The 25,649-nt window shown below is 50.4% G+C and carries 36 protein-coding genes; 25 read left to right on the forward strand and 11 right to left on the reverse strand.

The window, feature by feature from the left end; genetic code table 11:
• Window positions 1-12 precede the first annotated feature (12 nt).
• A complete protein-coding gene (gene psmA, locus VGA14_RS01375) occupies window positions 13-750 on the reverse strand; it encodes an archaeal proteasome endopeptidase complex subunit alpha (protein ID WP_331001947.1) in 738 nt (245 codons plus the stop codon).
• A 90-nt stretch (window positions 751-840) separates the two neighbouring features.
• On the opposite strand from psmA, the gene VGA14_RS01380 reads away from it, so the two are divergent.
• The gene (locus VGA14_RS01380; RefSeq protein WP_331001948.1) at window positions 841-1,257 is read left to right on the forward strand and encodes a DUF371 domain-containing protein; all 417 of its coding nucleotides are present in this window, start codon (window positions 841-843) and stop codon (window positions 1,255-1,257) included.
• Here VGA14_RS01380 and VGA14_RS01385 read toward each other — a convergent pair.
• The 3 genes from VGA14_RS01385 to VGA14_RS01395 all read right to left on the reverse strand — a co-directional run bounded on the left by VGA14_RS01385 (window position 1,244) and on the right by VGA14_RS01395 (window position 3,398).
• On the reverse strand, window positions 1,244-1,750 hold the full coding sequence (locus VGA14_RS01385; RefSeq protein ID WP_331001949.1) for a winged helix-turn-helix domain-containing protein: 507 nt from the start codon (window positions 1,748-1,750) through the stop codon (window positions 1,244-1,246). The genes VGA14_RS01380 and VGA14_RS01385 overlap by 14 nt on opposite strands.
• A 280-nt stretch (window positions 1,751-2,030) precedes the next feature.
• Window positions 2,031-2,864, reverse strand: a complete 834-nt coding sequence (purC, locus tag VGA14_RS01390) for a phosphoribosylaminoimidazolesuccinocarboxamide synthase (protein ID WP_331001950.1) — start codon at window positions 2,862-2,864, stop codon at window positions 2,031-2,033.
• Between the two features lie 252 nt (window positions 2,865-3,116).
• On the reverse strand, window positions 3,117-3,398 hold the full coding sequence (locus VGA14_RS01395) for a hypothetical protein (RefSeq protein WP_331001951.1): 282 nt from the start codon (window positions 3,396-3,398) through the stop codon (window positions 3,117-3,119).
• Between the two features lie 60 nt (window positions 3,399-3,458).
• Here VGA14_RS01395 and purK point away from each other — a divergent pair, with 60 nt between their 5' ends.
• From purK to VGA14_RS01420, 5 genes are all read left to right on the forward strand, one after another.
• On the forward strand, window positions 3,459-4,643 hold the full coding sequence (gene purK, locus VGA14_RS01400) for a 5-(carboxyamino)imidazole ribonucleotide synthase (protein ID WP_331001952.1): 1,185 nt from the start codon (window positions 3,459-3,461) through the stop codon (window positions 4,641-4,643).
• A complete protein-coding gene (gene purE, locus VGA14_RS01405; RefSeq protein ID WP_331001953.1) occupies window positions 4,640-5,158 on the forward strand; it encodes a 5-(carboxyamino)imidazole ribonucleotide mutase in 519 nt (172 codons plus the stop codon). The genes purK and purE overlap by 4 nt, the downstream gene beginning before the upstream one ends.
• A gap of 185 nt (window positions 5,159-5,343) precedes the next feature.
• Window positions 5,344-5,619 (forward strand): hypothetical protein, encoded by a 276-nt coding sequence (locus tag VGA14_RS01410; RefSeq protein ID WP_331001954.1) that lies wholly within the window; start codon window positions 5,344-5,346, stop codon window positions 5,617-5,619.
• Window position 5,620: 1 nt separating this feature from the next.
• Complete coding sequence (locus VGA14_RS01415; protein ID WP_331001955.1) at window positions 5,621-6,004, forward strand: hypothetical protein; 384 nt, start codon at window positions 5,621-5,623, stop codon at window positions 6,002-6,004.
• A 59-nt stretch (window positions 6,005-6,063) separates the two neighbouring features.
• Complete coding sequence (locus VGA14_RS01420; protein WP_331001956.1) at window positions 6,064-7,857, forward strand: SDR family NAD(P)-dependent oxidoreductase; 1,794 nt, start codon at window positions 6,064-6,066, stop codon at window positions 7,855-7,857.
• Between the two features lie 5 nt (window positions 7,858-7,862).
• On the opposite strand, the gene VGA14_RS01425 is transcribed toward VGA14_RS01420, so the two are convergent.
• Complete coding sequence (locus tag VGA14_RS01425; RefSeq protein ID WP_331001957.1) at window positions 7,863-8,636, reverse strand: sulfite exporter TauE/SafE family protein; 774 nt, start codon at window positions 8,634-8,636, stop codon at window positions 7,863-7,865.
• 45 nt (window positions 8,637-8,681) lie between these two features.
• Window positions 8,682-9,125, reverse strand: coding sequence for an Lrp/AsnC family transcriptional regulator (locus VGA14_RS01430; protein ID WP_331001958.1), 444 nt, complete (start codon window positions 9,123-9,125; stop codon window positions 8,682-8,684).
• A 64-nt stretch (window positions 9,126-9,189) separates the two neighbouring features.
• On the opposite strand from VGA14_RS01430, the gene VGA14_RS01435 reads away from it, so the two are divergent.
• Window positions 9,190-10,467 carry a site-specific integrase gene (locus VGA14_RS01435; RefSeq protein ID WP_331001959.1) on the forward strand — a complete coding sequence of 426 codons (1,278 nt, stop codon included), beginning with the start codon at window positions 9,190-9,192 and terminating at the stop codon, window positions 10,465-10,467.
• Window positions 10,468-10,504: 37 nt separating this feature from the next.
• Here the strand turns inward: VGA14_RS01435 and VGA14_RS01440 are convergent, their stop codons facing one another.
• The gene (locus VGA14_RS01440) at window positions 10,505-10,963 is read right to left on the reverse strand and encodes a hypothetical protein (protein WP_331001960.1); all 459 of its coding nucleotides are present in this window, start codon (window positions 10,961-10,963) and stop codon (window positions 10,505-10,507) included.
• Between the two features lie 665 nt (window positions 10,964-11,628).
• Here VGA14_RS01440 and VGA14_RS01445 point away from each other — a divergent pair.
• From VGA14_RS01445 to VGA14_RS01485, 9 genes are all read left to right on the forward strand, one after another.
• Window positions 11,629-12,174, forward strand: coding sequence for a hypothetical protein (locus tag VGA14_RS01445; RefSeq protein WP_331001961.1), 546 nt, complete (start codon window positions 11,629-11,631; stop codon window positions 12,172-12,174).
• Between the two features lie 228 nt (window positions 12,175-12,402).
• Window positions 12,403-12,747, forward strand: coding sequence for a hypothetical protein (locus tag VGA14_RS01450; protein ID WP_331001962.1), 345 nt, complete (start codon window positions 12,403-12,405; stop codon window positions 12,745-12,747).
• Complete coding sequence (locus VGA14_RS01455) at window positions 12,744-14,147, forward strand: phage/plasmid primase, P4 family (RefSeq protein WP_331001963.1); 1,404 nt, start codon at window positions 12,744-12,746, stop codon at window positions 14,145-14,147. The genes VGA14_RS01450 and VGA14_RS01455 overlap by 4 nt, the downstream gene beginning before the upstream one ends.
• Window positions 14,144-14,614, forward strand: coding sequence for a helix-turn-helix domain-containing protein (locus tag VGA14_RS01460; RefSeq protein WP_331001964.1), 471 nt, complete (start codon window positions 14,144-14,146; stop codon window positions 14,612-14,614). Before VGA14_RS01455 ends, VGA14_RS01460 begins: the two co-directional genes overlap by 4 nt.
• Window positions 14,611-15,252, forward strand: coding sequence for a hypothetical protein (locus tag VGA14_RS01465; protein ID WP_331001965.1), 642 nt, complete (start codon window positions 14,611-14,613; stop codon window positions 15,250-15,252). Before VGA14_RS01460 ends, VGA14_RS01465 begins: the two co-directional genes overlap by 4 nt.
• 199 nt (window positions 15,253-15,451) lie before the next feature.
• Window positions 15,452-16,150, forward strand: coding sequence for a hypothetical protein (locus VGA14_RS01470; RefSeq protein ID WP_331001966.1), 699 nt, complete (start codon window positions 15,452-15,454; stop codon window positions 16,148-16,150).
• 231 nt (window positions 16,151-16,381) lie between these two features.
• Window positions 16,382-18,505, forward strand: a complete 2,124-nt coding sequence (locus VGA14_RS01475; RefSeq protein ID WP_331001967.1) for a hypothetical protein — start codon at window positions 16,382-16,384, stop codon at window positions 18,503-18,505.
• 92 nt (window positions 18,506-18,597) lie between these two features.
• The gene (locus VGA14_RS01480; protein WP_331001968.1) at window positions 18,598-18,918 is read left to right on the forward strand and encodes a hypothetical protein; all 321 of its coding nucleotides are present in this window, start codon (window positions 18,598-18,600) and stop codon (window positions 18,916-18,918) included.
• A 308-nt stretch (window positions 18,919-19,226) separates the two neighbouring features.
• Window positions 19,227-19,562, forward strand: coding sequence for a hypothetical protein (locus VGA14_RS01485; protein ID WP_331001969.1), 336 nt, complete (start codon window positions 19,227-19,229; stop codon window positions 19,560-19,562).
• Between the two features lie 224 nt (window positions 19,563-19,786).
• Here the strand turns inward: VGA14_RS01485 and VGA14_RS01490 are convergent, their stop codons facing one another.
• A complete protein-coding gene (locus VGA14_RS01490) occupies window positions 19,787-19,975 on the reverse strand; it encodes a hypothetical protein (protein ID WP_331001970.1) in 189 nt (62 codons plus the stop codon).
• Between the two features lie 99 nt (window positions 19,976-20,074).
• Here VGA14_RS01490 and VGA14_RS01495 point away from each other — a divergent pair, with 99 nt between their 5' ends.
• The 7 genes from VGA14_RS01495 (at window position 20,075) to VGA14_RS01525 (ending at window position 22,665) form a co-directional block, all read left to right on the forward strand.
• The gene (locus VGA14_RS01495; protein ID WP_331001971.1) at window positions 20,075-20,254 is read left to right on the forward strand and encodes a hypothetical protein; all 180 of its coding nucleotides are present in this window, start codon (window positions 20,075-20,077) and stop codon (window positions 20,252-20,254) included.
• Window positions 20,251-20,400 (forward strand): hypothetical protein, encoded by a 150-nt coding sequence (locus tag VGA14_RS01500; protein ID WP_331001972.1) that lies wholly within the window; start codon window positions 20,251-20,253, stop codon window positions 20,398-20,400. Before VGA14_RS01495 ends, VGA14_RS01500 begins: the two co-directional genes overlap by 4 nt.
• A 20-nt stretch (window positions 20,401-20,420) precedes the next feature.
• Entirely contained in the window at window positions 20,421-20,636 is a 216-nt protein-coding gene (locus VGA14_RS01505) for a hypothetical protein (RefSeq protein ID WP_331001973.1), read from the forward strand.
• Entirely contained in the window at window positions 20,633-20,812 is a 180-nt protein-coding gene (locus VGA14_RS01510) for a hypothetical protein (protein WP_331001974.1), read from the forward strand. The genes VGA14_RS01505 and VGA14_RS01510 overlap by 4 nt, the downstream gene beginning before the upstream one ends.
• 79 nt (window positions 20,813-20,891) lie before the next feature.
• Window positions 20,892-21,107, forward strand: a complete 216-nt coding sequence (locus VGA14_RS01515) for a hypothetical protein (RefSeq protein WP_331001975.1) — start codon at window positions 20,892-20,894, stop codon at window positions 21,105-21,107.
• A 309-nt stretch (window positions 21,108-21,416) separates the two neighbouring features.
• Complete coding sequence (locus tag VGA14_RS01520) at window positions 21,417-22,436, forward strand: homoserine dehydrogenase (RefSeq protein WP_349257122.1); 1,020 nt, start codon at window positions 21,417-21,419, stop codon at window positions 22,434-22,436.
• 79 nt (window positions 22,437-22,515) lie between these two features.
• Window positions 22,516-22,665, forward strand: a complete 150-nt coding sequence (locus VGA14_RS01525; RefSeq protein WP_331001977.1) for a hypothetical protein — start codon at window positions 22,516-22,518, stop codon at window positions 22,663-22,665.
• Window positions 22,666-22,914: 249 nt separating this feature from the next.
• Here the strand turns inward: VGA14_RS01525 and VGA14_RS01530 are convergent, their stop codons facing one another.
• Window positions 22,915-23,385 (reverse strand): universal stress protein, encoded by a 471-nt coding sequence (locus tag VGA14_RS01530; RefSeq protein WP_331001978.1) that lies wholly within the window; start codon window positions 23,383-23,385, stop codon window positions 22,915-22,917.
• 315 nt (window positions 23,386-23,700) lie between these two features.
• Window positions 23,701-24,417 carry a TIGR00266 family protein gene (locus VGA14_RS01535; protein ID WP_331001979.1) on the reverse strand — a complete coding sequence of 239 codons (717 nt, stop codon included), beginning with the start codon at window positions 24,415-24,417 and terminating at the stop codon, window positions 23,701-23,703.
• Window positions 24,418-24,642: 225 nt separating this feature from the next.
• On the opposite strand from VGA14_RS01535, the gene VGA14_RS01540 reads away from it, so the two are divergent.
• Together VGA14_RS01540 and VGA14_RS01545 are read left to right on the forward strand one after the other, a co-directional pair.
• On the forward strand, window positions 24,643-24,828 hold the full coding sequence (locus VGA14_RS01540; RefSeq protein ID WP_331001980.1) for a hypothetical protein: 186 nt from the start codon (window positions 24,643-24,645) through the stop codon (window positions 24,826-24,828).
• Window positions 24,829-24,938: 110 nt separating this feature from the next.
• Entirely contained in the window at window positions 24,939-25,409 is a 471-nt protein-coding gene (locus VGA14_RS01545; protein ID WP_331001981.1) for a PUA domain-containing protein, read from the forward strand.
• On the opposite strand, the gene VGA14_RS01550 is transcribed toward VGA14_RS01545, so the two are convergent.
• Window positions 25,400-25,615 carry a hypothetical protein gene (locus VGA14_RS01550; RefSeq protein ID WP_331001982.1) on the reverse strand — a complete coding sequence of 72 codons (216 nt, stop codon included), beginning with the start codon at window positions 25,613-25,615 and terminating at the stop codon, window positions 25,400-25,402. The genes VGA14_RS01545 and VGA14_RS01550 overlap by 10 nt on opposite strands.
• Window positions 25,616-25,649 lie beyond the last annotated feature (34 nt).

Below are 25,649 nucleotides of genomic sequence, written 5' to 3' on the forward strand. Positions count from 1 at the left end.
TTGCCTTGATACTCAGGCCTGTCTCTTGCTAGAGCGTTCCTTGGCCATCGCCGCGTATTTTTCGAGCTCTTCGTCCTCGACCTTGCGCATCGCGCGAGTCTTGGTGTCGATTATCGCCATCTTCAGGCTCTTGGTGCCAGACTTGTCCTCGCTCACGATGAAAATGCCTTCGACTGCAAGGGCTGCGGCTTCGTCAAGGGAGACCTCGGACTTGAACGACTTTTCGAGAAAGTCGGTTACCTGATCGCTGCCTGCGCCGATTGCGACCGCGTCGTAACCGATGTACGTCCCGGACGGGTCGGTCAAATACAGGTTTGAGCCGTTCTTGTCAACGCCTGCTAGTATGAGAGCAACGCCAAACGGCCTCACGCCCGCGTACTGCGTGAACTGCTGGGCCATGTCTGCTATGTTCTTGGCAACACCCTCGACGTCGACCGGCTCGTCGTAGATGAGTCTGTTGCTTTGCGCAAAGAACCTGGCATGGTCCACCTGCGTCCTTGCGTCAGGGATGTAGCCTGCCGCAGCGACGCCGATGTGGTCGTCGACCTGGAATATCTTCTGGGTTACGTTTGAAATCTGGAGCTTTCTTGCTTTTTCTTCTACCGCAAGTACGACGCCATCCTTTGACCTGACGCCGATTGCAAGGGTTCCGCGCCTTACGGTTTCAATAGCGTATTCTACCTGGTAAAGCCTGCCGTCGGGCGAAAATACAGTAATCGCTCGGTCATATCCTGCTGCTGCGGGTAACAATTCGAGCTACTTTGCCCCCACCGTTTAATTTAAGTTTACCTCGCTTTTCCACACGCTTGATTTTAATAGCGTTGTGCAATCAGACTTGCCGTGCAGGACGAAATAACGTTCTTCGGTCACCCAAATGTCCAGTCGTTCCACGCAAGGACGGTCGAGATAACAAAGGAGGAGCACCTCACGCTCGAGGGCGACTGCATAATTGGAGTCAGGGCGACAAAGGCGTGCGCAGACCTTGACCCTGCTGTTCGGAGTAGGCTGATGAAAAACGACTCGCGCGTCAAGATAGAAATCATCGTCGGAAATGACGTTTACCCGATAACAGGGAACGGTGACGAGCGGCTGACGCTTAAAAACACACATGACATCGTGATACGCAAGACGAACTTCGTTTGTCCACGCACGCTTTCGGTAAGGTGCGACAGGGCCTCTTCTGACATACCTAGAAAAATGGTCGAGGAGCTGAGAAACCCCGTGACAAAGGGACTGTTCCGCATCACGGTCGAGTAACTTCAATCGCTCTTGCAAGTGCCGCGTTCATTATTTCGGCGGCGAGGAATTCTTTGCATTTGCCCTCTTTTTCCGCAATCGCCGCGAACCTTTTGTCTCCATAGATGCCATTCAGAACCTTTGCCATCTTAACGCTTGTGTCGCTTATCGTTCTGGCGGCCTTTGTGTCAAGGTCTGCCGGAGCGTTGCAGCCGTACGCCTTCATAGTGGCAGAGTAATACTTCATGACTGCACCTCTGACTTCGACCATTCTTGCGGTTTCTATCAACCCTGCCCGCTTTAGCCTGTCAAGGTGGTGGCGGACTGTCGTCGTGGCCTTCTTAAGGCCCGAACCTGCGAGCGCCTTTGCAATCTCTTCTGCCGTCATGGGCTTGTGGGCAAGAACCTCCAGAATCCTGAGCCTTGCCGGGTCTCCCAGGCCCCGGGCCGCTTGGGAGCTCAAAGTCGTTATCCTTCTTACTTTCACTTCCTTTTGGAACAGTGTCTCTGACATCTCCAATTCAATTCTGTAAAAGCATGAAAAAGCCTGTATCAACTAATTTTGTCATGCTTGTCAATTGCAATAATAGTTGTAGTTGCGATATGGTGCATAGGGTATTAAACAGGCTTGGTGAAATCGTACCCATGTCTATAGCACAACTATGACAGAAATGGTAACAATTCTATGTTACTTGGAAACAGGCGGATGTGGACAGCATTTGGTCCCCTGCGAGCCCGCACATGCACGGCAGCGATGCAAAAAGGCCCAGACATTGGTGGCCGGATTGAGCAGATTATAGTTTCCGGTCGGCTATCCTTTCGTATGCGAAAATGTAGCGACGCGCAAGCTCGCTGACTATTTCCGGCGCCACCTCCGGCGGGCCGGGCTTTCTACCCTCCTTTGCAAGCCTGTCGATTTCTGCCTTGAACCCTGTCTTTATCAACCAATCCCGCAGGTGCTGCTTGTCATAGGCTTCCTGGACCTTGCCTGGCTGGTAGTCTTGCTTTAGCCAGAGGCGATATTCGTCGGGGCCCAGGGAATCGCCTAGAAGTATCTTGCCGTCTGCGTCGCGCCCAAACTCGAATTTGACGTCTGCTATGATGAAGCCTCCTCTGCCTGCAATCTCGCTCATCTTTTCATAGAGCCATACCGATGTTTTTTCAAGGTAGTCATAGTCCTGCTCAGAGACAAGTCCCCTCTCTATTGCCTGCTTCTTGTCTATTGGAACGTCATGCTCCTCTGACTTTGTCGTGGGATCAAATATCGGCGCGGGCAGCTTACCGGCGAGAACAGGTTTGTAATATGCAGGGAGGCTCTTGCCGACGTGGTCCTTGAATCTCTCCTGGAAAGAACCGTAAAAGTAGCCCCTGACCACGCACTCAAGTGGGATCATCTGCAGTTTCTTGACTACCATCTTGTCCTTGTCTTCTATCCTCAACATGTGGTGAGGGGTGCCAAGCGCGTTGAACCAGAACTCGCTGAACCTGCAGAGCACCTCACCCTTTCTCGGTATTGGCGTCGCCATTTTGACGTCGAAGGCCGAGACGCGGTCGGAAAAGTGGAACAGGATGTTGCCGTCGTCAAGCTCGTAGATGTCCTTGACCTTGCCCTTGCGTACCAGCCTCAACGGCCTTGAGACTGTGCCCAGAGCATATCTGCTTATCTGTTGAAAGACTTGTTTAAGATATTTACCGCAGACTGAAAAAACCATGCGGGAGATGATTAAATCTCAGCTTTACAGACGGCCGAGGAAAAAAGGAATGAAATGTGATGGCTGAATGCCTACATTTTTCCTACCTATCAGCCGGAAGAGCTTGCAAGATTTCAATCGTTCGATGAATTAAAAAGCGGGCGAGCTAGTTGATTGGACTAGCTCGATCTAGTTCTTTGCTGTCGTTGGAGGGTTGTTGTTGTTATTGTTGTTGTTATTGTTGTTGTTATTACCGCCAGTGGTTGTCGTCGGCGGATTATTACTCTTGTTGGAGTTGTTGTTGTCTGCGTACGCCAGAGATGCTGGGGAGATGATCGCCCCAACGGCCAAGGCTACGATAGCCAAAGTCGCGATTGCGAGAATCATTTTTGACCCTATCATGTCAATATCACTAGAGCCTCCCTCTATGAGAAGATGCATGGAAGAATATTCTATTTGAGAAATCGGCAAGAATAGACGGGCGATCTCAAAAAGACTTTTTAACGGCGCGACTTTGATTCCACCTGTTCGATGGCAGACTTTTCGCTAGCCCTTGACCAGCCTGTTTGCGTAGGGATAATCGGCGGCGGGCAGCTTGGCAAGATGCTGGCTCACGAGGCATGTCGCATGTCATTCAAGGTAATAGTGCTTGACCCCACTGAAGGCTGCCCAGCTTCCAAAATAGCCGACGAGCAGATAGTCGCGGATTTCAAGGACGAGCAGGCAATAATGAGGCTGGCTGAAAAGTGCGACGTGTTGACGTACGAAATAGAGCTTGCAAACTCGACTGCACTCAAGCAGCTTGAGGAGCGAAACTACCCTGTCAGGCCGGCACCCGAGACCCTGCGCACGATCCAGAACAAGTACAGGCAAAAGTCGTTTCTGAAAAAGCACGGCGTGGCGGTGCCCGAGTTTGAGCTTGTTGAATCAGAGGAGCAGCTGCGCAAACTCTGTAAAAAGTTTGGATACCCTGCAATCCTGAAGGCTACGGAGGACTCGTATGATGGGCGCGGGAATTACACGATAAAGTCAAAAAACGACGTTGAAAAAGCATACCGTTATTTTGCCGGGCGAGAGATGATGCTTGAAAAGTTCGTACCGTTCGTACACGAGCTCTCGATAATGGTGGCGCGCAACCCGTCGGGTCAGATAGAGTCGTTTCCAGTTGCAGAAAACGTGCACGACGACGGCATACTGGACATGACTGTAACGCCGGCGCGCATAAGCCGCAAGGCAGAGGCCCGGGCAAGAAAACTGGCAGAAAAGGCCATGAAAGTTTTGCATGGTGCGGGGATATTTGGGATAGAGATGTTCGTAACGAAAAAGGGGGACGTGCTCGTAAACGAGGTCGCGCCCCGCGTGCACAACTCTGGGCATTACACAAATGAGGCGTGCTCGGTCTCGCAGTTTGAGCAGCACCTCCGTGCGGTTCTAGACCTGCCCCTTGCAAAGCCAGAGCTCCTGTCGCCTGCCTGCATGATAAACATCTTGGGACCCGAGGGCTTTGAGGGTCCTTACGCCGTTGAAGGGATCAAGAGCGCCATGAATGTGCCCGGCGCCACGTTTTACATATACGGCAAGCAGTTGTCCAAGCCCCGGCGCAAGCTGGGCCACATCACAGCCACCGGCAGGACCGCTTCTGAAGCGACATTGCGGGCCAAGAAGGCAAGAAAGGCAATAAAGCTGGTCCCTTCCAACATAGGTGGGAGCGCATGAAGCCAGTAGTCGGCGTAATCATGGGAAGCGACTCGGACCTGCCTGTAATGAAAGAGGCGGCCGAGTTTCTGGAATCTTTCGGGATACCATGCGAAGTGACAGTCGTGTCGGCACACAGGACAGCGAGACGCATGTTTCACTACGCGCAGGGCGCCAAGAAAAGGGGCATCAAGGTCATCATCGCGGGCGCCGGCGGAGCAGCGCACCTGCCCGGCATGGTCGCGTCGCTGACGCCTCTTCCGGTAATAGGCGTTCCGATAAAGACAAAGAGCCTCGACGGCATGGACTCGCTCCTCTCAATAGCGCAAATGCCGCCCGGCGTGCCAGTGGCGACGGTCGCGATAAACGGCGCAAGGAACGCGGGCATACTCGCTTCGCAGATCCTTGCCCTTTCCGACGGCAAAGTTGCAAAAGAAGTTGAGCGCTTCAAGAAAGGCATGGAAAAAACAGTCATAGACAAGGCCAGGTCGCTTGAAGGCATGGGCGTCAAACGCTACCTGCGAAGAAGCAAGTGATCATTGCTTTTTGTCGCACGTAGTGAATGGCGTCGAAAGATGCCTGACGGTCATCCCCGGATGTCATCAGATGCTGCGTTATGTGGCATTTTGTTGCTATCATTGATCCTTTCTGTAGGATACGGCTTCCGCATCGTCGATTGCAGCAGTAGAATTTATTTGGCAGCGATTTTGTTACTGTAGTCGTGGAGCACTCACATTCCGATCATTCCTACGATGAGCACGGGCACGGCGAAGAGCCTGTGATAGTCAAAAAGATGGCGCCAAACGAGATGCTGGCAGCAGACCTGAACGACCACGGCATCGACGCGGACGCGGTCGCACAGGGGACGCATCCGGTTGAAAAGCAAGAGTACTACAGCCACAAGTTCGGCCTCAGCTCCAAGTTCGTGACAAATAAGGGCGTAATCCGGGTCAGGGGCAGGAACTTTGATCTCGTGCAGGTGCTGGAGAGGAACTGAGATGAGGCAGGACGCACTACCGCTACCATATGGAACGCTTGGCTATTACCAGATACACTACATCGTCGAGACGGGAGAGGCTGACACCGAGCAGTTGCTGGCAAAGTGCGAGCCCATAACAAAGGGCCACTTCTCCGAAAAGCGCGTGGTCGCGGTGAGGTGGACGGGCTGCGAGGCCGTTGCTGAAAGGCTCCAGAATGACTCGCGCCTCACAGAATTGCTAAAGGAAGTGCTCCTGCACGAAGGCGAGATAAGGCTGGACCCGCTCGATGGCCATGTCAGGATCTACGGCAAGTGGAACCACGAGGAAAACTTGCAGGCAAACCCTGCGATGGCAGAGGTCGCGGACGTCATCGCGGGCCACATAAAGGCGCTAGTGAAGTAAGTAATCTCCACCTCTCGTTAGCTTTAATAATCGTAGGCGGCGCCTTTTCACCCTGAAGCATGAGCGGCTTGAAATTTGAGGGCAAGACTGTTGTTGTTACCGGGAGTGGTACCGGCATTGGCCAGGCCATTGCAAAGAGGTTTGCAGAAAATGGCGCCAACATTGCCATAATGGGCAGGCGCAAGGAGCCGCTCGACCAGACCGCTGCGACTCTGGACGACATTATCAAGAAGGTCGGCTCAAATGGCAAAGTCGCGATATTCCCCGGAGTAGATGTGTCAGACGAAGAAGGCATCAATTCCATGTTTGCAGGCATCAAGAAGGAATTTGGTAGGGTCGACATCATAGTCAACAACGCGGGGGTATCCGGCCCTGTCAAGACTTTCACAAACGCAAGTGTCATGGACTTCCGCGAGTGCATCGCGATACACCTTACGGGCACGTTCTGGACTTCTGCCGCAGGGCTCAAGGCGATGGAAAAGGGGGGCAAGGTGATAACGATATCCACGTTCTTTTCGGAGGAAAACCGCTACGAGCAGAGGCCGTACCGCTTCAGGACGCCCTACACCGCCTCCCAGGGCGCCAAGAACAGGCTGGCAGAATGCCTTGCCTGGGAGCTTGCCGAGCGGGGTATTCGCTCGATTGCGACAAACCCCGGCCCCGTCCACTCTGACAGAATATACAAGACCGTGTATCCCAAGGCCGCGGCAGAATTTCTGCGCGTCGGGGGTTACCCTGAACTTTCTTCAACAGAAATAGAGGTTGTCACCGCAAAGGCGCTGCCCTTTCTGGGCGACCCTGACGGTGTCGTCGCAAAGGCGTGTAAGGACGCCGCGACAGAAATAGCAACTAAGCGGGGCCAGAGCGACGACGCGACCGTGGCAATACTTGCCGGAACTGTCAAGGGAGCCCTTGACAAGATGCAGGAAATCGCCGAAAAGATCCAGGGAAACACGAGCAAGATGATAGTAGACGGCGAGTTCCTCGCGCAGGACGAGGTGGCCGAGATGGTCCTGAACCTGTCAGACGAGAGGATAAGCAAGCTGATAAACGGTAGGGTGATACCCAACGACCGCGTCTTTTATCCTGTCAAGCCAATAGTCGGCACTGGCGTCGACATACTCCCGGGATCAGAACTGAAAGACAAAGTCATTGTGCTCACCACGACATCGTCGGCTGCAAAAGATGTCGGGCGCGTCAAACAAATATCAGAGATCGCGCAGGTGTCCGGCGTCAAGCAGGTAATTGTGCTGTATAGGAACCCTGCCGACGAGGCTCACTTCAAGGAATTTCACAGCCATGCCATAGACTTTCTCGACGAGGCTGTGGTCCGGCGCATATTCAACACCGCCAGAACGCGCTTTGGCTCTATCGACTCTGTAATACACTTCACCGGCGACTATGACTACAACGCGGCATTCAGCGCCATGTCAAGGAAGCAGTGGGACGCGCTTGTCGACAACTACCTGTACATCCCGGGACTAGTCGTGAAAGAGGCGGTGATTGCGATGGCGCCGCAAAGCGCGCTCGACCAGCCCTCAATGTTCAAGGGGACGAAAGGCACGGTAATAGTGGTCGGTCCTGACGCCCCGGTTGGAAAAAGGATCTCCGGGCTCTTGCGTTCTAGGGCAGACGTGTTCAGGGGCGCGCTAAGGCCCTACACCGCAACTGTGAACCAAGAGCTTGGCGACGTGCTTGGCTCTGCGATAAAGCTGCACCTGGTGCTCGCCGGCAACAGCGAGGGTACCGAGCCAAATGCGGACCGCCTACACGCCTCGATACTGAGTTTGGCCGCCGGCGCAGCACTGAAGCGAAACGAGGCCATATTCTACGTTGACGAGGCGCGGGCCTAGCCCCTTTACCTTGCTGACAGCCAGTCGAAAATGAACTTAGCCGCAACACCCATGAGCACGATGCCGAGCATCCGCTGGACCAAAACTTCCTTTGCCTTCTTGGACCACCTTGCACCCAGTTGTGCGCCGACAAACGCGCCTGCAGAGAGCGCTATTGCGTAAAGGTAGTCAGGATGCCCGAGCGCAGAGTGGGTGAAGACGCCGACGATTGCAGTCATCATGAGCGTCAGCTGCGACGTTGGAGCTACCTTTTGCACGGCCATACCGAGCACGAGCAGCATCGTCGGCACGAATATCATGCCGCCGCCAACGCCAAACAGGCTCGATATTATACCTGCGCCAAACGTTATCGCATACATGGCAGCGCGCCTGCCCGGCGACCTCCTTTTCTCGCCTTTTTCCTTCAGGATGGAGCTCCGGAACGCAACGTACAGTCCCACCAATGAGAGCAATATGCCAAAGTACAGGCGAAAGTCCTGTGCCGTAAATTGGCCGGACAATAGCGCGCCGATGACTGCGCCGGGTATGGCAAACGTGGCCATCTCTGCGCCCAGCTTGTAGTCTATTCTTTTCTGTCGCGAATACGCCATCGTTGAAGAAACGCTCGTCGACGCGACTGCAAACAGGCTGGTGCTCGCTATCTGGGTCGGCGGGAGCCCAAGGAACGCAAGCGCCGGCACCATTATGATGCCACCTCCAACGCCTATCATCGAGCCCAGAGTGCCAGCGCCAAGCCCCACGGCAACCAGTATTATCACTGTCGTTATAATGTCAAGCAATACAGCTAGACTCTGTCAGTAACCTTGCAGGTGATAAATCGTTTGCTATGGCGAGTCCTTCCAGACGTTGAGGACGGAGAGCACCTGCGTGCCGGCCACTCCAGGCACCGCCTTGATGTTGTTTGAGACTATGCCGGCAAGGTCGCTTGCGCTCTTGGCCCTGACCTTGAGGAAAAGGTCGCCGTACGTGTGGGTCTCGTGCACCTCGGAGACCGCGTCAAGCAACGAGAGCTTTTTCGCGACGTCGTTGAGCCTGCCCTGTGCAGCGTTGAGTAGCACGAAAGCCACTACTGACTGCCCGAGCGCGAGCGGGTCGACAGAAATGGTGAACTTGCGTATGACGCCCAGCCGGCGAAGCCTGCGCACCCTATTCCGGACCGTGCCCTCGGTCACGCCCAGTTTTTCAGCAGCCTCCACAAACGGAAGCGAGCCGTCTTTTTGCAATGTCTCAATAAGCCGCAAGTCGAGCGCGTCGAGGTCGGCTTTCATCTCGTTTACACATACTAGATGGGTGGTAATAAGTCTTTTATAGCTCTCCGCTTTATATAGAGACGTGCAAGTGGCGCAGGAAGAGACCTGGAAGAGAAACATACACGAGAGAAGTAAGGAAAAATGCTATTCAAATTTCATGAATACACTAGAGACGGACGATACCAAGCGCAGTTACGACCTATCCCTCACACAGTACAAATATTTCTGCAAAGCGGAAATGTATGCCGACTTGCTAACGGAAAAGGACCCGGTCGAGGTCAAGGGGAAGATAATCGACTGGATAGCCCACATGAAAGCCGGCGGGATATCATCAAGCTCTATCAGGACAAAACTGGCAGGCGTACAGCACTTCTATAACGCAAACGACCGCGTCCTAAACTGGACTATGATAAAGAAAAACTCAGGCAAGAAAGAACCTCAGAAGGACAGGCTGTACACAAAAGAGGAGATTCAGAGAATTTTGGACAAGTGTGACGAGCGCAAGCGCGTTATGATATTCCTTTTGCTTGCCGGCCTCAGGATAGGCGCACTACCCCACCTGAAAATCAGGGATCTCAAGAAGCGCGAAAATGAAGGGCTCTATCAGCTCACGGTCTACGCCGGGGAGAAAGAGGAATACACGTCTTTCGCCACTCCGGAGGGGGCAGGGGTCATTGATGAATACCTGGATTACCGACGCCGGAAGGGGGAAGAGATAACTCCAGATGCTCCCCTCCTGAGAGAACAATTCGCACCGGAAGACGCGGCAAAGCCCAAAGCCATGTCACTATACAGCATTGAGGCCACGCTCAACCGCGCCCTCCTGGACAGTGGCGTAAGGACCAAGCTGGCGAATTCTAACCTGCGCCATGACGTGATGCGTTTCCACGCTTTTCGCAAGATGTTTAACACCATGCTCCAAAAGGCAGGGGTCAAGCCACTGATCAAAGAGGTGCTCATGGGCCATGATGTAGGACTTGACAAATCGTATTTGAGGCCGGGTGAGGACGAGTTATTAGCCGAGTACCTGAAAGCCGTTGATTTGCTGACCATATCAGAAGAAAAACAGCTAAGGCAGCAAGTGGACACCCTGAAAACCCAGGCGTCTGACTTGGATTTTGTCAAAAAGCAATACTTGGACGTAAAAATCAGGCTCGAAAAGGCAGAGAAAGGTTTTGAGGGTTATCGTAAGGGAAGCAAAGACTTGCTTTCAGCATTAGCTACTGAGCTCGAAAAAAAGGGATACAGCCAGAATGAAATAGTGCAGGTGATAGCCAAAGCACTTGGCGCGGTAGCACGCCCCAGCACGTCTGCAGAGATTGAAGAGGCTAAAAAAATCACTGAAGCACTAGAGGGCTAATCTTCCAGTTTTTGGCAGTAAAACGCGAATTCGCGGACTAGCCATGATGAGCGTGGCCCCGGACAATCTCTCTTATTTCCACGATGTTATCTTTAATCTGTTCTATAGTTGCTGCTTTGTCTTCACTTCGGGGAATCGCAAAGAGTTTAGGCTTGGCAGGACTTCTCAATGTGGAAAAATACTTCTGGTCAATCTCGAAACCCTGCCGTAGTGTATTACGTATGTTCCTGGGTTTTATTCCGCGCAGCCGGTGGTCCGGATCAGAAATGTGCTCATAGTGTGGTTTCGAATGGTCGTTAGCATCGTACCAGTAAACCCGTTTATGTTTGTCATCTAATGATTTCCATTGAACTTTCCCCAAGTAGATAGGGCCGAACTCGAGTTCTGATAATGCATTTACCGCACTTGTAATTTGATGTAGCTCTCCCAGATGTGAAGATACCCAACCTCTGATAAACTGGTTTCTACTATTCTTTAGCGCTTCTACATCCTCCACACACGCCCCCAGCCGCGTGGTCAGAGAGTTTAGAAAATTCCACCGAAGTCGTTTACCCACTTCTGGCGTATCCCGTAGCCGCAAGTAGCTCCTTTCGCTCTCCGTCAACAGCCCAACCCGTTTACTTCTTTTTATGACCAAAGTCACTAATATGATGCATCTTGGTTATATTTATGTTTTTACCTATAATTAATATGTCAAACGTGACAAACGTCAATCTGAGCTTCCCTCGGGAGCTCGTAGAAAAGATAGATAGGGAGCGCGGCGACGTATCGAGAAGTCGTTTTATGCTTCGACTTGTCCAGCACTCTCTCACGCAGGGACCACAGAATGACAGAGGCAGAGCCTAAATGGCCATAATCATTTCAGATGCCGGAACTTCAGCCGGCACAAGGCAGCGCAGGAAAACCGAACAGCCCAAGAATATCGACCAGGCAATTCAGATGCACGCGAACGTAATCGACAAAAGTACTGGACCGGCCCCAGAGCGCGGTAATGGACGACCCATCGAAAACGCAATTGCGAGATCGCACATAGCTGTCTCGACGCCATCCGACGACACGCGAAGCTATTCGAATAAGGGTTATGCCGGCACAGGCGGCGCTATCCCGACGACCGACATCGGAGCCGCTGTCAGACGACCACCGACCAAGAGGAACTAGGGAATGTTTCAACAACTAAGTCAAAAAATCCAGTCTGTCGTACAGCAATCGAAAATCGACCACGAAAAAGAAATCGTACAGTACTGCAAGACGCGAATCAGCCAGCTCGAGGCTATAAAACCAATCTTAGAACTTTGGGCAGTAGCGGGCTATTACGCGTTTTCCCCACACAAGCGTTGCCAGAGTCAAATAGAAATGTTGAAATCAATTATCGAACAGCTCGAAAAAGAACCTACGGAGCACCAAAGGAAAAATGTTGAGTGGCTTTCCCGAAGCAACAAGATTGTACCCTTCGGGCGCGATATTCGGAGCATCCTGGAAACTGGCAGACAGGTTTTACCAGAAGCGTTGGCAATGATTTCGGGTTTCCTGGCGGAGGAAAATAGAAGAAAGAAGCTGGAACAGGCGCAGCGTGAACACGAACGTAATAAGCAGCAAAAAATAGACAGGCAAGCCAAGATTGAAGATGAAAAACGTCGACGGCGCGAAGCGTTAGAGGCAGAGCTGGGAATTTCATTGGGAGGAGGAAAGAGTGCACAGCCTTCCTAACATCGATTACACAAAAAATTGCCGTGACTGTGGCGCATTGGTCCTCTTCTCCAGCGAAGTTGTCACATCGACAGGGATGAAAATTCCAATCGAGAAAGATGGGCGTAGGCACACGTGCGAGCCGAATGAGGAATTCATAATCAGCAGATGCATTGAGCAAGTTGCTGCGGCTAATCGCCGGCTTCAGACCTGCCAGCTACGAATCGTGAGGGAGGAGGGGCCGCGACAATGATCACCGATGCAACCACGCCGGACCAATTCAGAAAAGCGGTGTGGGAGTACAAACCCACGCCAATGGAGATTCCGACATCGACGAAATCACTTGCAGAGGCCAGGGAAACCCACTTAATCTATGTTAGTCTCGAGGGGCCCTGGTTTTATATCAACGGCGAAATGGCGCTTCGATTCAAAACGCGGGGTAATAACTGGCAAGACCTACGGCGGGCGCTATTCAAATTTGATGTAGATTTCTGGGAATCTGATTTCGAGCAAGTCGTGCGTGACATGAAAGCTCAACTCAGGGCGCAGGCTGAAGCAAAGAATCAGCCGATAGAGTTGGTGGCTGTCGCATGATGGAGCCACAATTAGAGCGTACCCTGTCAGCAGTAGGGGACTCTCTCATTGCAACTTATCACATCAGGACCATTCAGGACACGGGGGAAATGCGGTTTTACAGTAAGAACGGCTACCATGAAGCGGGCGCAGAGCGCGTTATCGAGCAGACTGTACGGGAGCAGATTAATCGAAACATTTCAAAACACGAAATGTCGGAAATCATTTACTACATTCAAACATGTACTTACACCGACCGTTCAGAGTTTGACAATGACCCCGATTGGTTGCACGTGAATAATGGATGGTTAAACATCAACACCCGGGAGTTTGTTGACCATTCACCAAGCAAGTTGAGCCTATCCAAGATGCCCCATGCCTATGACCCGAAAGCATGGCCCACGGCAAACATAAGGTTCCTGAGGGATGTCTTGATGCAAGGTGACGTTAAGCAGGTCATAAAGCTACTCGGGACTATCATTCTACGAAAGGCAACATACGAGACGGGGATGATAGGCGTCGGAGAAGGTCGCAACGGTAAGAGCACCTTAGGGATGGTTATTGAGAGATTCGTGGGTGATGAACTGGTCACGCATACCCCACCCCAGGATCTCAGTGACGACAAGTTCGCAAAGGCTGACCTTTTCGGCAAGTGGTTAAATTTGGTTGATGATGTCGATGTCGATTCGATCATCAAGAACACATCGTATATCAAGACTCTGATCAGCGGCAAGACTCTGAAGGCGCAGAAGAAATATGGGCAGCCGTTTGAATTTGCGAACAATGCGGTCTTTGTCATGTTTGCAAACCGCATACCGGACACGAGGGACAAGTCCTATGCGTGGCTCCGCCGGTGGCTTGTCGTGGAGTTTAGGCGTGTGTTTGAAGGTGAGGATAACGATGTCCACCTGATTGACAAGTTGACCACCTCCCAAGAAATGAGCGGTGTTTTGAATCTGGCCTTGGTTGGTGTTAGATGCCTGAAGGTAGAGGGCGGATTTCATGAGACAGACATGGAAGAATTGCGCCGGAAATACGTCGAAAACACCAGTAGGATTAAGGGATTCATTAAAGAAGAATGCGAAGTTGAAATAGGAAATGAAGAGTACGCCATCGAGTCGTCAGTACTCCGGGAGGCGTACCGAAAATACTGCGTAACACACGGAACCCGGTACTTTGATGAACGTAAGTTAGGGGAAGAACTGAAGGCGTTGGGTGTCATTCATCGCCAAAAGACGGTAAGGGGTAAAGGTAGACCCTACCACGATATAGGGCTAAGACTGAAAGCCGAACAGAAGGATAAGCGACTGCACGATTACTTAGGTAAAACCACCAACACCCTTGGTACAGAAAATGATATAGTAGGAGAGATAGTGGGCAGTTCACCTAAGCAATCAAGCAATCTGGAGGTTCCATCTTGACAGAGAATGCAACCACCCTGACAAGTGAGAACGGGGGTATGCAAGAATTACAGACAGAATTGCAATCTGCGGATAAATACGACTTGGTTGAACTCCGTCGAGGTAAAGTCATTGAACTGTTGAGCAAGGGCCATAATCAGTCAGAGTGTGCCAAGATTTTAGGTGTCGACAAGGCCACCATATCGCGTGACGTTTCAGCCCTGCGAGAGGGTGCAAGGTCACGCATCAAAACATACGTCGAGGAAACTCTACCTTTCGAGGTGGAGAAGGCGCTATCTGGGATCGGCAGCATCATAAAGTCAGCTTGGGAGCTTGCAGACTCTACACGAGACGAGCGAACGCATATAGCTGCCTTACAACTGGTCAAGGATGCCTACATTACTCAGCGAGACTTTCTCTCAGATTCCAACGTCCTTAACAAAACGCTGCGATGGATCGAGTGGGCCAAGAAGGAGCTTGCCAAATGACGTTCGGGGAGCTTGATGATGCAATACCAGAAGAGGAAGAGTGTAAGATGGAGCCCTTCGATTGGCTGTCAGAGACTTACCAGCTTATGTGTCGAGAGTACCTGATAGCCTTAGGATGGAAAAATACCAGGAATTACGAATCCCCACTGCAAACAGAATCAGAGTCTAAGTACTGGCAGGAGCTGCATCGTGTGAGAGGGTATGCAGAATATTCAGGTAGGTATTGGGAGTGCGAATGGGGGCCGGATAACGAGTATAGGGGGGGAGTCCAGAGACCCACAATAACAATCCCTGACCCGCCGGAGGAATTTCAGGTTTTTTGGTGTAAGGAGCGGGGAATAACGATAACAGAAGCAACTCAGGTTGAGACGCCTGAAGAATACCAAAAACGGCTTGACGCGTTCGCTGTGAGAATAAACGGAGGGGTAAATCATCATGCCTATCTGGCAGCACGTTTGGCAGAGCCACCAGATCGGCCAATCCCGGAGTTGGAAAAGCCACAAAAGCCAAGCCCATTGGGTGATAAACAACTAACACCAACCCCACCAGCTACATTCGCTGTACTGGATGAGAAACCCCGCGCTTCAAAGAGGGTGGAGGTATTGAACTTGGCAACAGGGGAATGGCAACGGCAATGAAAGCTCGATATCCACACCCAATTCCTCCAATATCAAGACCAAAGAGGGGATTAATTTCACACTCGCCGCGCCGTAATTCTCGTACCTTTTTTTACGCCTGGCAGCAACGGGAACCGGCGCCGGCATTTTCAGTGACAAACGATATCCAATCACAACAACTTCTGGCCCCGGAAGTAAAACGGGTGAAGGAGGGGTCTGAATGACCCCAACGCAAGTCAAAACTCAACTCCTACAGTACACGCGCAACCTTCCATCAGAACGACAGTACAAATTCCTGAAGGCTCTCGACAAGCTGGCCGGTCTATACGTTAGGGAGGGGTCAGAGCGCGTGAGGTACAAAGTTGTGGCCATCCATCCAGGGATATATCATGCCGGCAACACCGACGTAAGCAGGGAAATCCTGAAAAAATGGACACCAACCCTGAATAACAGCCGAATCAAAATTGATCATAATGAAGACGATAGCGCTTTTGCAGTACAATTACAATATCCTGATAACCGAGTCGTTAGTTCGTATTACGATGATGCTGAAGACGCAGTTATCACAGTAATCGAATTAGCCGACACACGGACTGACGTTCTTATTCGGGCCGGGATTCTAAACGCCGTCTCGGTGGAAATGCTCCCGTTTGGCGCATTCACAGGATTGAGCTTACTCACAAACAGCCTCCGACCAGCTGATAAAAAATCCAGAATCTTGCGCGAAAGCAGGGCAGTCGTTCAAGATGACGTACCCAACATCCAGTTACGATGCAAGGATTGTGGAAAACTGTTCGAAGATCCAACGTCTTTACAGAATCATTACGCCAAGGATCACAACCCTGCTGATAAAGAGGAATTCTGTCTAATTTGTGGTAGGCCAGAACGCGCCCCCCAGGAGATGGGAATAATTGGCTAAGTCAATAATTTATCAGATTTCACTACAGGGAGCAGCATGGCGGGCCAAACTTCTCTAGATCACCATTGATGATTCTGATGCCAACAGGTTAGATTAACTGCATAGTACTTGCAACAATCCCATAAGAGACGAAGTAATTCGCAGTACCATATCCCTTTACTAGGATAATCAAGTTCCGGTACTATATTCCTACTAGGGTTTTATAGTACCCTTTGTTTATCTGCAGATGACATGAAGAGGGGAATGAAGGATCTAAGTTCTACTATCTGCGGGGTCTCAGGCCTACTCGCAATTACCGGTGCGCTTTTTGCCATAGTGTTCTTGATAGGAGGTTCGTTTAATCAAAAGGCATATGCAGTTGGAGGTGCGCTTGATCAGTTACTTTGCGAGTCATTCCCGGGCCCCGGAGTTTGGACTGGCGGCAATACCTGTACTATTACCACAGGAATTACAATTGGATCAGGGGAGACCCTGACTGTTCCGTCCGGTGTCATCCTTGTTGTTAACAATGACGGTACTGCCGGTCAGGAAGTCGGAATCACTAATGAGGGGACCATCGCGATCGAAGCCTCCGGCACCGTGAACGTGACTAATAGCGGCGACTTCAGCACCGGCATCGACAACTCCGGCACCCTCACCAACTCTGGCACTTTGACTGTGGCTAATAGCGGCATCATCAGCACCGGCATCCGCAACGACGGCACCTTTACAAACTATGAAGAAGTGAACGTGATTAATACCGGCCAGGTTGGCATCCACAACGGCCTCGGCTCCTCCTTCACCAACTCTGGCACGCTTACTGTTGCTAATAGCGGAGCGAGGGGCATCCTCGGCACCGGCGGTACTACCTTCGAAAACACAAACTCCGGGACGGTGAACGTGATTAATACCGGCCTGACTGGCATCTTTATGGAGGGTAGCAGCAACACCATTACAAACTATGGAGAGGTGAATGTGGAAAATAGCGCGGGTGATGGCTTCCAGAGCGAAGGCACGTTTGATAACACAAACTCCGGGATAGTGAACATTAGCAATAGCGGTGGGACGGGCATCTACAACTCCGACATCATCACCAACTCTGGAACTATGACAATAAGCAATAGCGGCGACAGCTTAGGCATTTTCAACAATCTCGGCACCCTCACCAATACAGACTCCGGAAGTTTGAATGTCAGTAATACCCTTTTTAGTAGCACCGGCATCCTCAACTCCGGGAACATAGAGAATTTCGGTCCGTTGACGGTGACTAATAGCGGCAGCGATAACACAGGAATCTTTAACAAAGAAGGGACACTCACCAGCTCTGGAACTATCACAATAAGCAATAGCGGAGAAGATACTAGAGGTATTCAGAACGGCACATTTGGCCTTCCGGGAACATTTACCAACTCTGGCAGTATTGCAATAAGCAGTACTGGCACAACTAGCGCAGGCATCGAAAACCTGGAGGGTACGTTCACCAACGAGAGCACTGGGAGTATCGTTGTGAGTAATAGCGACGGAGGAAGCGGCATCCATAGTCAAGATATCATCACCAACTCTGGAGACATTTCGATAGGTAACAGCGGGCCCAGCTTTGGTATATTCAACATCGGCGGTTTCTTCACCAACGAGAGCACTGGCAGTATTACGATAAGCAATAGCGGCGCCTTTAGCGAGGGAATCGACATCAACGGCGGCGCCAGCCTCATCAATGCAGGTAGCATTTCCGTCGCCAATACCGCGGGCAACGGCATCGTCAATTTCCAATCACTCCGCAATTCCAATATCCTTGATATTAACTCCGGCGGCATCGTCAGCAACTATGAGGACTTACTCAATGAAGACGCGGGTGTTATCAACGTTCACGGCTTTTTCAACAACATCGCTGGTAGTGATATAGTAAACGACGGTCACATTATCATCTTTTCAGGTGGCGAGATGGATAATGCCGGCACCATAGACAACGAATTCGGATCAATTATCAAGAAATGTGGAGGCACCTACAACGGCACTCTTCCAACTGGCAAGGCTATTGCGGAAGAGGTCTGTGACACCATTGCACCCGACACCAAAATCACAGGTGCGTTTGATGGCAAGGGCGTTCAGCTCAAAACCACTCCAAAGAAAATAGCTACGACTACCTCGACAAGTGCGAAATTCTTCTTCAACGGCTCTGACAACATTGGAGTGCAAAAGTACCAGTGTAGCCTAGATGGAGCACAGTTCACAGACTGTACAAGCGGAGTGTCATACACTGACCTTCAGAAGGCAATAGAACACACATTCGAAGTCAAGGCAATTGACACTTCAGGAAATGAGGACCCAACGCCTGCAAAATTCACATGGAAGATCAACCCTCCAAGACTGAAGTAAGGCAGTAGCAAGATAAGTTGGGAATAGAAGGTCCCAACCTCCACCCTCCCCACCCTCTTTCCTTCTTGGTTGCCGAGGGTGGTCAGCCAGAGATGGTATCTGTAGTCCCCATGTCAAAGGGAGGCTCAAAGATAGAGGCAGCAGGTGGGGTAATACCAGCAGCAAAAGGATTCCCATGGAGTAGAATGCCTACACTCACCAACACTGGTTCAGATATACCAAGCATGTCATCACAAGCAGAAATCATACCAATCAACATGGGTGGGGGTGGCAGTCGCGGTGGGGGAGGGAAAATCATCAACATTACAATCATCAATCAGGTAAGCGGTGGCTTGGTAGCAGAAAGGGAGGTCGTGCAGATCTCAAAAGACATGCTCATGCGAGAGCTTCGAGGTGCGGGGTTCGGGACTTGAGACTTACCGAAATGGCGTGCAATTCGTTAACAAGAGGTAACGAGTGGGTTGTGTGGCAGGTTTCTTAGTCCATATATTTATATTCGAAGCCTTCTATCCTATAAGTAGGCGATAGATATGCAGTCTGACAGTTCAATGTGTACGATTAAATTCAATGACGAAAATGAGAAAGCTAAGGCATTCTATGAACTTGTACACTCTAAGGCGCAATTTAGTGGTATAGGGAAGTACACATTCGTTATTTCTGAGAAAGACTGCAAACGACTTTCCAACAAAAATATAAGATACAAGAAAGTCGCCTAAACTTGGTGCCTGATCTCAAAGTAGAAGTCTTACTCCCACTATATTACAATCCCGATAGCAAAAGAAAGAGGATAAAGATAGAGGGAAGTAAGTATTCCAAAACCTATGATGATATTTCTAACAAATTCGGGGGATGTACTATGGACAATTCCCCACTTGTGGGTGGATGGCTCGACCCAAAGACTAAGAAACCAGTCAAAGACATAAGCAAGACTTACTGGGTTATCTGTAAGAAAACAAAGACTAACATCCAGTTTTTCAAGAAATTAAAGAAAAACCTAGAAGCCCGGTTCATGCAAGAAGAAATAATGATGTATTACATCCAGGTTCATAGATTCTAACGTCAAACTCCCAACATGAGCATCAGAAGTAAGGAAAGCGGCAAATTGATAGAATGCAAGTCAGGCTAGAGCTAGGAATTTCGGATGATCTAGATATGGTATATCATCGTTTTTCATAATTTCATCGAAGCAAGTCCTACAAAACGACTGATCATCAGTGATTCTCTGCTCCATGCTCAAGCTGTTGGAGTCTATGGGAGATTCACACGAGATACAGCGACGAGTCATAGCGCCTGCAGCTCGTCTAAAACTTCATTGATCAGGAGGGCTTCGACTGTAAGTTGTTTGTGCTTCTTGAGTATGCGATGCTTCAGGGTCCGTCTATAGGTCGGCTCGTATTTATCGACATTACCGTTCTTAAGATCCTGAATAAACTTGAGCTCTGCCTTGCTCAGCACCACCTTGCGTTCCAATTCCTGCATACTAATACATTTCTATTATCCGAAACATCCGTATTAAAGCATTGCGGTTTTCCGCAACATTTAATACAATGCGTTGCGGAATATAGAAACATGATGGCAACATCAGAAAGCGTTACGAAACCAATGGCGAAATCCTTCCTTGATTTCTTGGAGCAAGAGGGATTAATCGTAAGGACCACGAATGAAGCGGGCGAATGGGTCTATTCCTTAACGGAACAGGGGGAAGAGCATCTGTCAAAGCTGGAGGGGGTGTGGAGGGAAGGAAAATGAAAGCCAAGAAATCCCACATCGCGACTCTAAGAGGGCAGGAGGCGCTAAACTTACTCAAGGCCATGGAAAGCGATGGGTACCTGCAATACGAGGATCACTTGGTCAACGGCCGGCTGATAATGAAGATGTTCGCGGTGGACGGCTAGCCTAGGAGGATGGACTACCAATGAAACTAACCATTGATCTTCCAGACAACGCTTTCCTGACCTTGGACGACGTAGCGAGAGTATTGGGTCAGAGCCGCCAGGAATACGCCTTGGATATGATCTACGCGATGCTGGAATCCGACCTTGATGGCGAAAACGACCTACCTAAGAAAGCAGGCAAGGAAATTTGTGAGAGTTGTGTCTACAATCCCAAGGCGTGGAGAAAGGAGCCATGAAAAGCTCCCTTTCTTACGGCGTCACTGTCAACCGGGGGAACTACGAAAGCACCCGGATTGATTACTCGATACAATTCGACACTGCGAGCAAGACCCCCGAAGACGCGTATAAGGAAATAAGGGAGTTTGTCCAGTCTAGGGCTGTCTTGGAGAGAGCGAACGGTCCCAAATACTAACCAAGACAGAATAGAACTTTTTTCCATAGCTAATATCCGCCAGTCTTTTTAAGAAAGTCTAGTGTGCTAGGTATTTGCTATGAAGCTACAAGAACCAACTACTAAACTGGCAATTATTGCTATTGCGGCAGCAGTCGCCCTGTTAGGAGTTATAGCTATCTCCGCAGCTCAATCTGCAGATGCGTGGCACTCCTTGTTTGCGACCAAAAAGGAGTGTGTAAACTTCATGAAGACAGTCCTAGGCAATACCACAGCCCAAGCTCAGGTCATGTGCAATAAGGTAGTGCCACATTAGCCACCTGCAACTAATGTCAATAGTCATTCAACGACAGGGGTAGGTCAGTCCTAAAAACTGAAGTATGAGGCTAGAGTCCATGCCCGTTCTCTCCGTGTCTAGTCTTCATGTGAAGTTTATGCCAGTATTCGTTAGGCGATTCGTGTCCATAAGGATTATCAACGCTCCTGTAAAAAGCAACATCTTTAAATTTCTGTCGTACTCTTAGTTTCAGACGTTCTCCGGATTCTAAATTTCAGTCTGATTACAGACTTACTAACTAATCCCTAGCACATATTAACCTGACACCTTTAAGCAATTGGGTAGAAATTGCGCATAGTGCTAGTAGGCTTTGGCGTGGTGGGACAGAGTTTTGCCAAGCTGCTGCTCTCGCGCTCGGCAGACCTGTATAGCCAGCACGGCATCAAACCAAGGATCGTGGCCTGCGTCGATAATCGCGGTTCTGCCATATCCCCGGCAGGCCTAGACCTTGAGCGCCTACTCTTTGCAAAAAAGAAGGGTACAGTTGGCGCGTACGATAAAAGCGCAAGCAAGTTCGACGCGCTGCACGTCATAGAGAACGTCGACACCGAAGTCGTAATCGAGGCGACGCCCACCGACCTTTCCACGGGCGAGCCGGGCACGTCGCACATCATATCTGCCATGAGGACGGGCAAGCACGTCATAAGCGTTAACAAGGGGCCGCTTGCGCTTGCGTTTCCGTCATTGATAGAGCTGGCAAACTACAACGGCGTCATGTTCAGGTTCTCCGGAACCGTCGGAGGAGGGACGCCGATACTAGAATTTGCCAAGCGCTGCCTAAAGGGTGACAGGATAGTGTCCTTCCAGGGCATTCTGAACGGCACGACAAACTATATCCTCAGTAAGATGGAGGAAGGGTTAACGTACGAAAGCGCACTTGCTGACGCCAAGGAAAAGGGCTACGCCGAGGCTGTGCCGTCGCTTGACATCGACGGCTACGACGCGGCTGCGAAACTCGTCATCATGGCCAACTGGATAATGGGCATGAAAGTCACGATGAAAGATGTGGCAAGGACCGGGATCTCCGGCGTCAAGGTATCAGATGTCAAGAATGCGCAGTCGCGTGGCAACGCCATAAAACTGATAGCAGCGTGCGACAGCAGGCGCCTTGAAGTAAAGCCCACTGAAGTCTCGAAGAAGGACCCGATATGCGTGAACGGCACGCTTAACGCCGTGACATTCTCGTCGGAGCACTCGGGCCAGCAGACCATTATAGGGCGAGGCGCAGGGGGCATGGAGACTGCAAGCGCGGTATTGCGCGACCTCATTGAGATTCGCGACACTGTCTTTGAGCGCTATCTTTGTTGACGGGAGCACTATCCTGTAAAGCAAGTGCAACAAATTACATATAAATATCGGACTTGCATTAGAATTCCTATAATCCACTATGCAAATATCGGAATCAAAGGAGCCAAAATCTGAGGAAATTGCAGACATACTCTGCAACCAGTGTGAGGAGAGTCCCGCCGAGATATTCCAGGTCACGGGCGATTATTGTATAGAGTGCTGGCAGACGCTGACGCACACTAATGCGTGATTAAATAGGCTTTTGTGCTTCCCGCGATCTTAGTAAAGGGGGCTATTTAAATCGTCGATAACCGCGAAATTTCACCGCCAAAACTCCTTGAGACATTAGTCGGCGTGGACAAGTACACCAAAAGGTGCTGAAGGAACTCTGCTAAATCCCTCATATCCTCTGCACGCCAGCAACCGGGTTTCGTCTCCAAATACCCCGCCCAGCCTAATGCAGACTATTGAAAAAATAAGCTGCCAGTGGATTCGTTCCCTAGTGAATTACCAGAACTGGGCATGTAGCGCGTTCTGCGATCCCTCTTGAAACGCTGCCCAGCGCCTGAAGTTTAGCAAAACCGCTCAGACCAACACTTCCGACAACAATCAAGTCAACATTATTCTTTTCCGCATGTTCGAGAACCTTCTTAACAGGGTTACCAATTAGTACGACTGTTTCGATGTTAACCCCTGCCTGCTTATAGGGCATAGCTTTTAGTTTCAACATCTGCGTCACGTATTTTTGTGATTCCTCATAGACCATCCTTACGTGTTCGGTGAATGGTTGAGGCAATCCAGTTTCGGGAGACGTTGATGTATGGCCGATGAGTGGAAACATGGGTATTTCCTGGATTACGTGCAGTAAAATAATGCGACTGTTATGCACTCGTGCCAGATCCGCTGCATGTGCAAGGGCTTTTTCTGCGTGCATAGAAACGTCAAATGGGACTAGGATTTGCGCGTACATCACCTATTCACCTAGGTTCAAATAAATAAACATCAGTCGTCCCAATTTCAGCACTTACGAGAATATTCTGACGTACTTTATCATGACCTACGACATAACGTGAAAGCGGCTCGAATCCGTGCTCAATAGAGGGGGTTGTATTTTTCCTCGTCTATGAACCGGTCGGTTGATGGCAGAGAATAAGAATGACTTGCTTGTCGCTGAATACCACAATGGCTAATTATGTTAGTCTTGTGGGCATCGATGTCGTGGTAGGGTCCCAATCGAAATAGATGAACGAAAGCATAGACCCCTAGTCCTATCGATGACCAACGCCTAGCCTATCCTGAACCCTCCAAACGACACGCCGCTGTTTGATGTTGTTTCGGCGCGCTGGTTTATCCCAAGGATGTCTATCAACTCGCGCAGGTTCTTTGTCTGGAAGTAGACAGGGCCAGGGCCGGTGCACTCTGTCGCAAGCCCCTCGCCGCCCAGTATGGTCGTTTTCATCCCGCCCACCTTTGTCACGTTGTACCTGACGCTTTCACCGAGCGCGACTAGGTGGTAGTTGTCGACAGTCATCTTTTCGCCTACTGCTAGGTCACTCTGCATTATGCCGCCGTACGCGTTGGCAAAAAGCTCGCCCTGGCCGGTCACCTTTAGCATGAAAAACTCGGAGCCAAAAAGCCCTTTTGTAAAGCCCTGCCACTGGGTGTCAAGCATGACGCCCAAAGAAGACGCCACGTACGAGCCCGACTGGACGATAAAGCCTGCCCCGGGCTTTACGTCAAGGCGTACTATATCGCCTATGGGTGGGCCGGTTAGACCGACCGAGCAGTCGCCACGGGCCATAAAGTCGTTGATAAAGAACGACTCGCCACCAAGCGCAGTCACTTTTAATTTCTTGAGAAAGCCCCCTTCGCGCGTCCTAGTCTTTATTTCAATGTCGCCTTTCATGTACACCATAGCCCCCGACTCGGCAGTTATCTTCTCGCCTGCAGACATCTCGACTTCTAGGAGCGCCATAGGCTCCTTGACTATCCTGTAGTGCATAAACCCCAAGGGCCGGCTGAACGTATAAAGTTGTCTGGGATGAAAAAACTTTGATTGTGCGGTGCAACTTAACTTGCTTAGTGGCTACTTTCGCGTACACTACCTAACTATACTAGTTGTATTTTGGCGAACGTAGCATCTGCTCCGGTCAGTTTCAATTCCTGAAATCGATTGTGTATTCTCTGCGTTCGCCTTGCGAATACGGTCAAAAGGAAAAATGGCAAAATGGGAGAGATCGGAATCGTAAAGGAAGAGAAAGCGACGGACTACACATTAGTAGATAAAAGTCTGAATCTGAACGAACAATCAGAAGAGAAAGAGACGCCTTATGCCCAGAAAAATGGCGGCACAGAACGAGACTTTAGGCCTAGGGACGACTCCAAGAGACGCAGGGCCCGGTTCAAGCCCTAAATAACCATCAGGCACAGCATGCAGGGCCATTCGTCGGCATACGAATGACAGGATGTAAACAATAATAACGAACGCATACGTAGCGTCCGTGATAAATCCTGAAAGTATCAGTGATTTCAAAAAGCGAGACTTCAGACATAGTTGACAGGATGGCGGCAAAGTGGCCGGCAGGCACAGTTCCCAAGGTCAAGACGTTCAGGGTCTATGAGGTAGACGCGGACAAAAAGATCCTTATTTCAGATGAGTTTACTGCCGTGCAGGTCAAGGATGAGATAGTCCCGTTCCTAGGCAGGCCGGAGTCGCTTGCACACTTTCCCACAGTCACGGTCGACATGGGCGCAGTAAAATTTGTGTGCAACGGGGCCAAGGTGCTCAGGCCGGGCATCGTCGAATTCGGGCAGTTCAAGAAGGGCGACATAGTAGTCGTCAAGGACCAGTCGCACGGCAAGATGCTTGCTGTGGGGATGGCGCTTGAAGACAGCGAATCGGCAAAGGCTATGGCCAAGGGCTATGTCGTTGACAATTTACATTATATCAGCGACAAAATATGGGAAGCGCACAAGGAAATAGGTCATTCATGATACCCAAATTTCCTAACCTGCTCTGAGACCAGAATATTTGCAGCTGCTGCTTCTATTATTTCTTCCTCAAATCCCCATTCAGTTACTATTCCTTCTCTTATACCGCTTACGTATAGATACGATAGTTTAGACTTTAAACCAGCTTCAGATAGTTTCTTGTTAAGCTCGGCCATACACTGCAATTCTTCCGCCATCATCTCAGTCATTAGGCAACTTCGATAATTGCAGAAAACCTTAAGA

The sequence above is a fragment of the Nitrososphaera sp. genome (assembly GCF_036397675.1).
GTDB lineage: Archaea > Thermoproteota > Nitrososphaeria > Nitrososphaerales > Nitrososphaeraceae > Nitrososphaera.

Excerpts from the sequence above, each read along its gene's own strand:
- VGA14_RS01480 (WP_331001968.1), top strand. The coding sequence starts at position 18,598 with ATGGTATCTGTAGTCCCCATGTCAAAGGGAGGCTCAAAGATAGAGGCA.
- VGA14_RS01420 (WP_331001956.1), top strand. The coding sequence starts at position 6,064 with ATGAGCGGCTTGAAATTTGAGGGCAAGACTGTTGTTGTTACCGGGAGT.
- VGA14_RS01455 (WP_331001963.1), top strand. The coding sequence starts at position 12,744 with ATGATGGAGCCACAATTAGAGCGTACCCTGTCAGCAGTAGGGGACTCT.
- VGA14_RS01465 (WP_331001965.1), top strand. The coding sequence starts at position 14,611 with ATGACGTTCGGGGAGCTTGATGATGCAATACCAGAAGAGGAAGAGTGT.
- VGA14_RS01550 (WP_331001982.1), bottom strand. The coding sequence starts at position 25,615 with ATGACTGAGATGATGGCGGAAGAATTGCAGTGTATGGCCGAGCTTAAC.
- VGA14_RS01525 (WP_331001977.1), top strand. The coding sequence starts at position 22,516 with ATGCAAATATCGGAATCAAAGGAGCCAAAATCTGAGGAAATTGCAGAC.
- VGA14_RS01530 (WP_331001978.1), bottom strand. The coding sequence starts at position 23,385 with ATGTACGCGCAAATCCTAGTCCCATTTGACGTTTCTATGCACGCAGAA.
- VGA14_RS01540 (WP_331001980.1), top strand. The coding sequence starts at position 24,643 with ATGGGAGAGATCGGAATCGTAAAGGAAGAGAAAGCGACGGACTACACA.
- VGA14_RS01500 (WP_331001972.1), top strand. The coding sequence starts at position 20,251 with ATGAAAGCCAAGAAATCCCACATCGCGACTCTAAGAGGGCAGGAGGCG.
- VGA14_RS01505 (WP_331001973.1), top strand. The coding sequence starts at position 20,421 with ATGAAACTAACCATTGATCTTCCAGACAACGCTTTCCTGACCTTGGAC.
- VGA14_RS01495 (WP_331001971.1), top strand. The coding sequence starts at position 20,075 with ATGATGGCAACATCAGAAAGCGTTACGAAACCAATGGCGAAATCCTTC.
- VGA14_RS01475 (WP_331001967.1), top strand. The coding sequence starts at position 16,382 with ATGAAGAGGGGAATGAAGGATCTAAGTTCTACTATCTGCGGGGTCTCA.
- VGA14_RS01415 (WP_331001955.1), top strand. The coding sequence starts at position 5,621 with ATGAGGCAGGACGCACTACCGCTACCATATGGAACGCTTGGCTATTAC.
- VGA14_RS01385 (WP_331001949.1), bottom strand. The coding sequence starts at position 1,750 with ATGTCAGAGACACTGTTCCAAAAGGAAGTGAAAGTAAGAAGGATAACG.
- VGA14_RS01445 (WP_331001961.1), top strand. The coding sequence starts at position 11,629 with ATGTTTCAACAACTAAGTCAAAAAATCCAGTCTGTCGTACAGCAATCG.
- VGA14_RS01430 (WP_331001958.1), bottom strand. The coding sequence starts at position 9,125 with ATGAAAGCCGACCTCGACGCGCTCGACTTGCGGCTTATTGAGACATTG.
- purE (WP_331001953.1), top strand. The coding sequence starts at position 4,640 with ATGAAGCCAGTAGTCGGCGTAATCATGGGAAGCGACTCGGACCTGCCT.
- VGA14_RS01535 (WP_331001979.1), bottom strand. The coding sequence starts at position 24,417 with ATGCACTACAGGATAGTCAAGGAGCCTATGGCGCTCCTAGAAGTCGAG.
- VGA14_RS01470 (WP_331001966.1), top strand. The coding sequence starts at position 15,452 with ATGACCCCAACGCAAGTCAAAACTCAACTCCTACAGTACACGCGCAAC.
- VGA14_RS01510 (WP_331001974.1), top strand. The coding sequence starts at position 20,633 with ATGAAAAGCTCCCTTTCTTACGGCGTCACTGTCAACCGGGGGAACTAC.
- VGA14_RS01515 (WP_331001975.1), top strand. The coding sequence starts at position 20,892 with ATGAAGCTACAAGAACCAACTACTAAACTGGCAATTATTGCTATTGCG.
- purK (WP_331001952.1), top strand. The coding sequence starts at position 3,459 with ATGGCAGACTTTTCGCTAGCCCTTGACCAGCCTGTTTGCGTAGGGATA.
- VGA14_RS01450 (WP_331001962.1), top strand. The coding sequence starts at position 12,403 with ATGATCACCGATGCAACCACGCCGGACCAATTCAGAAAAGCGGTGTGG.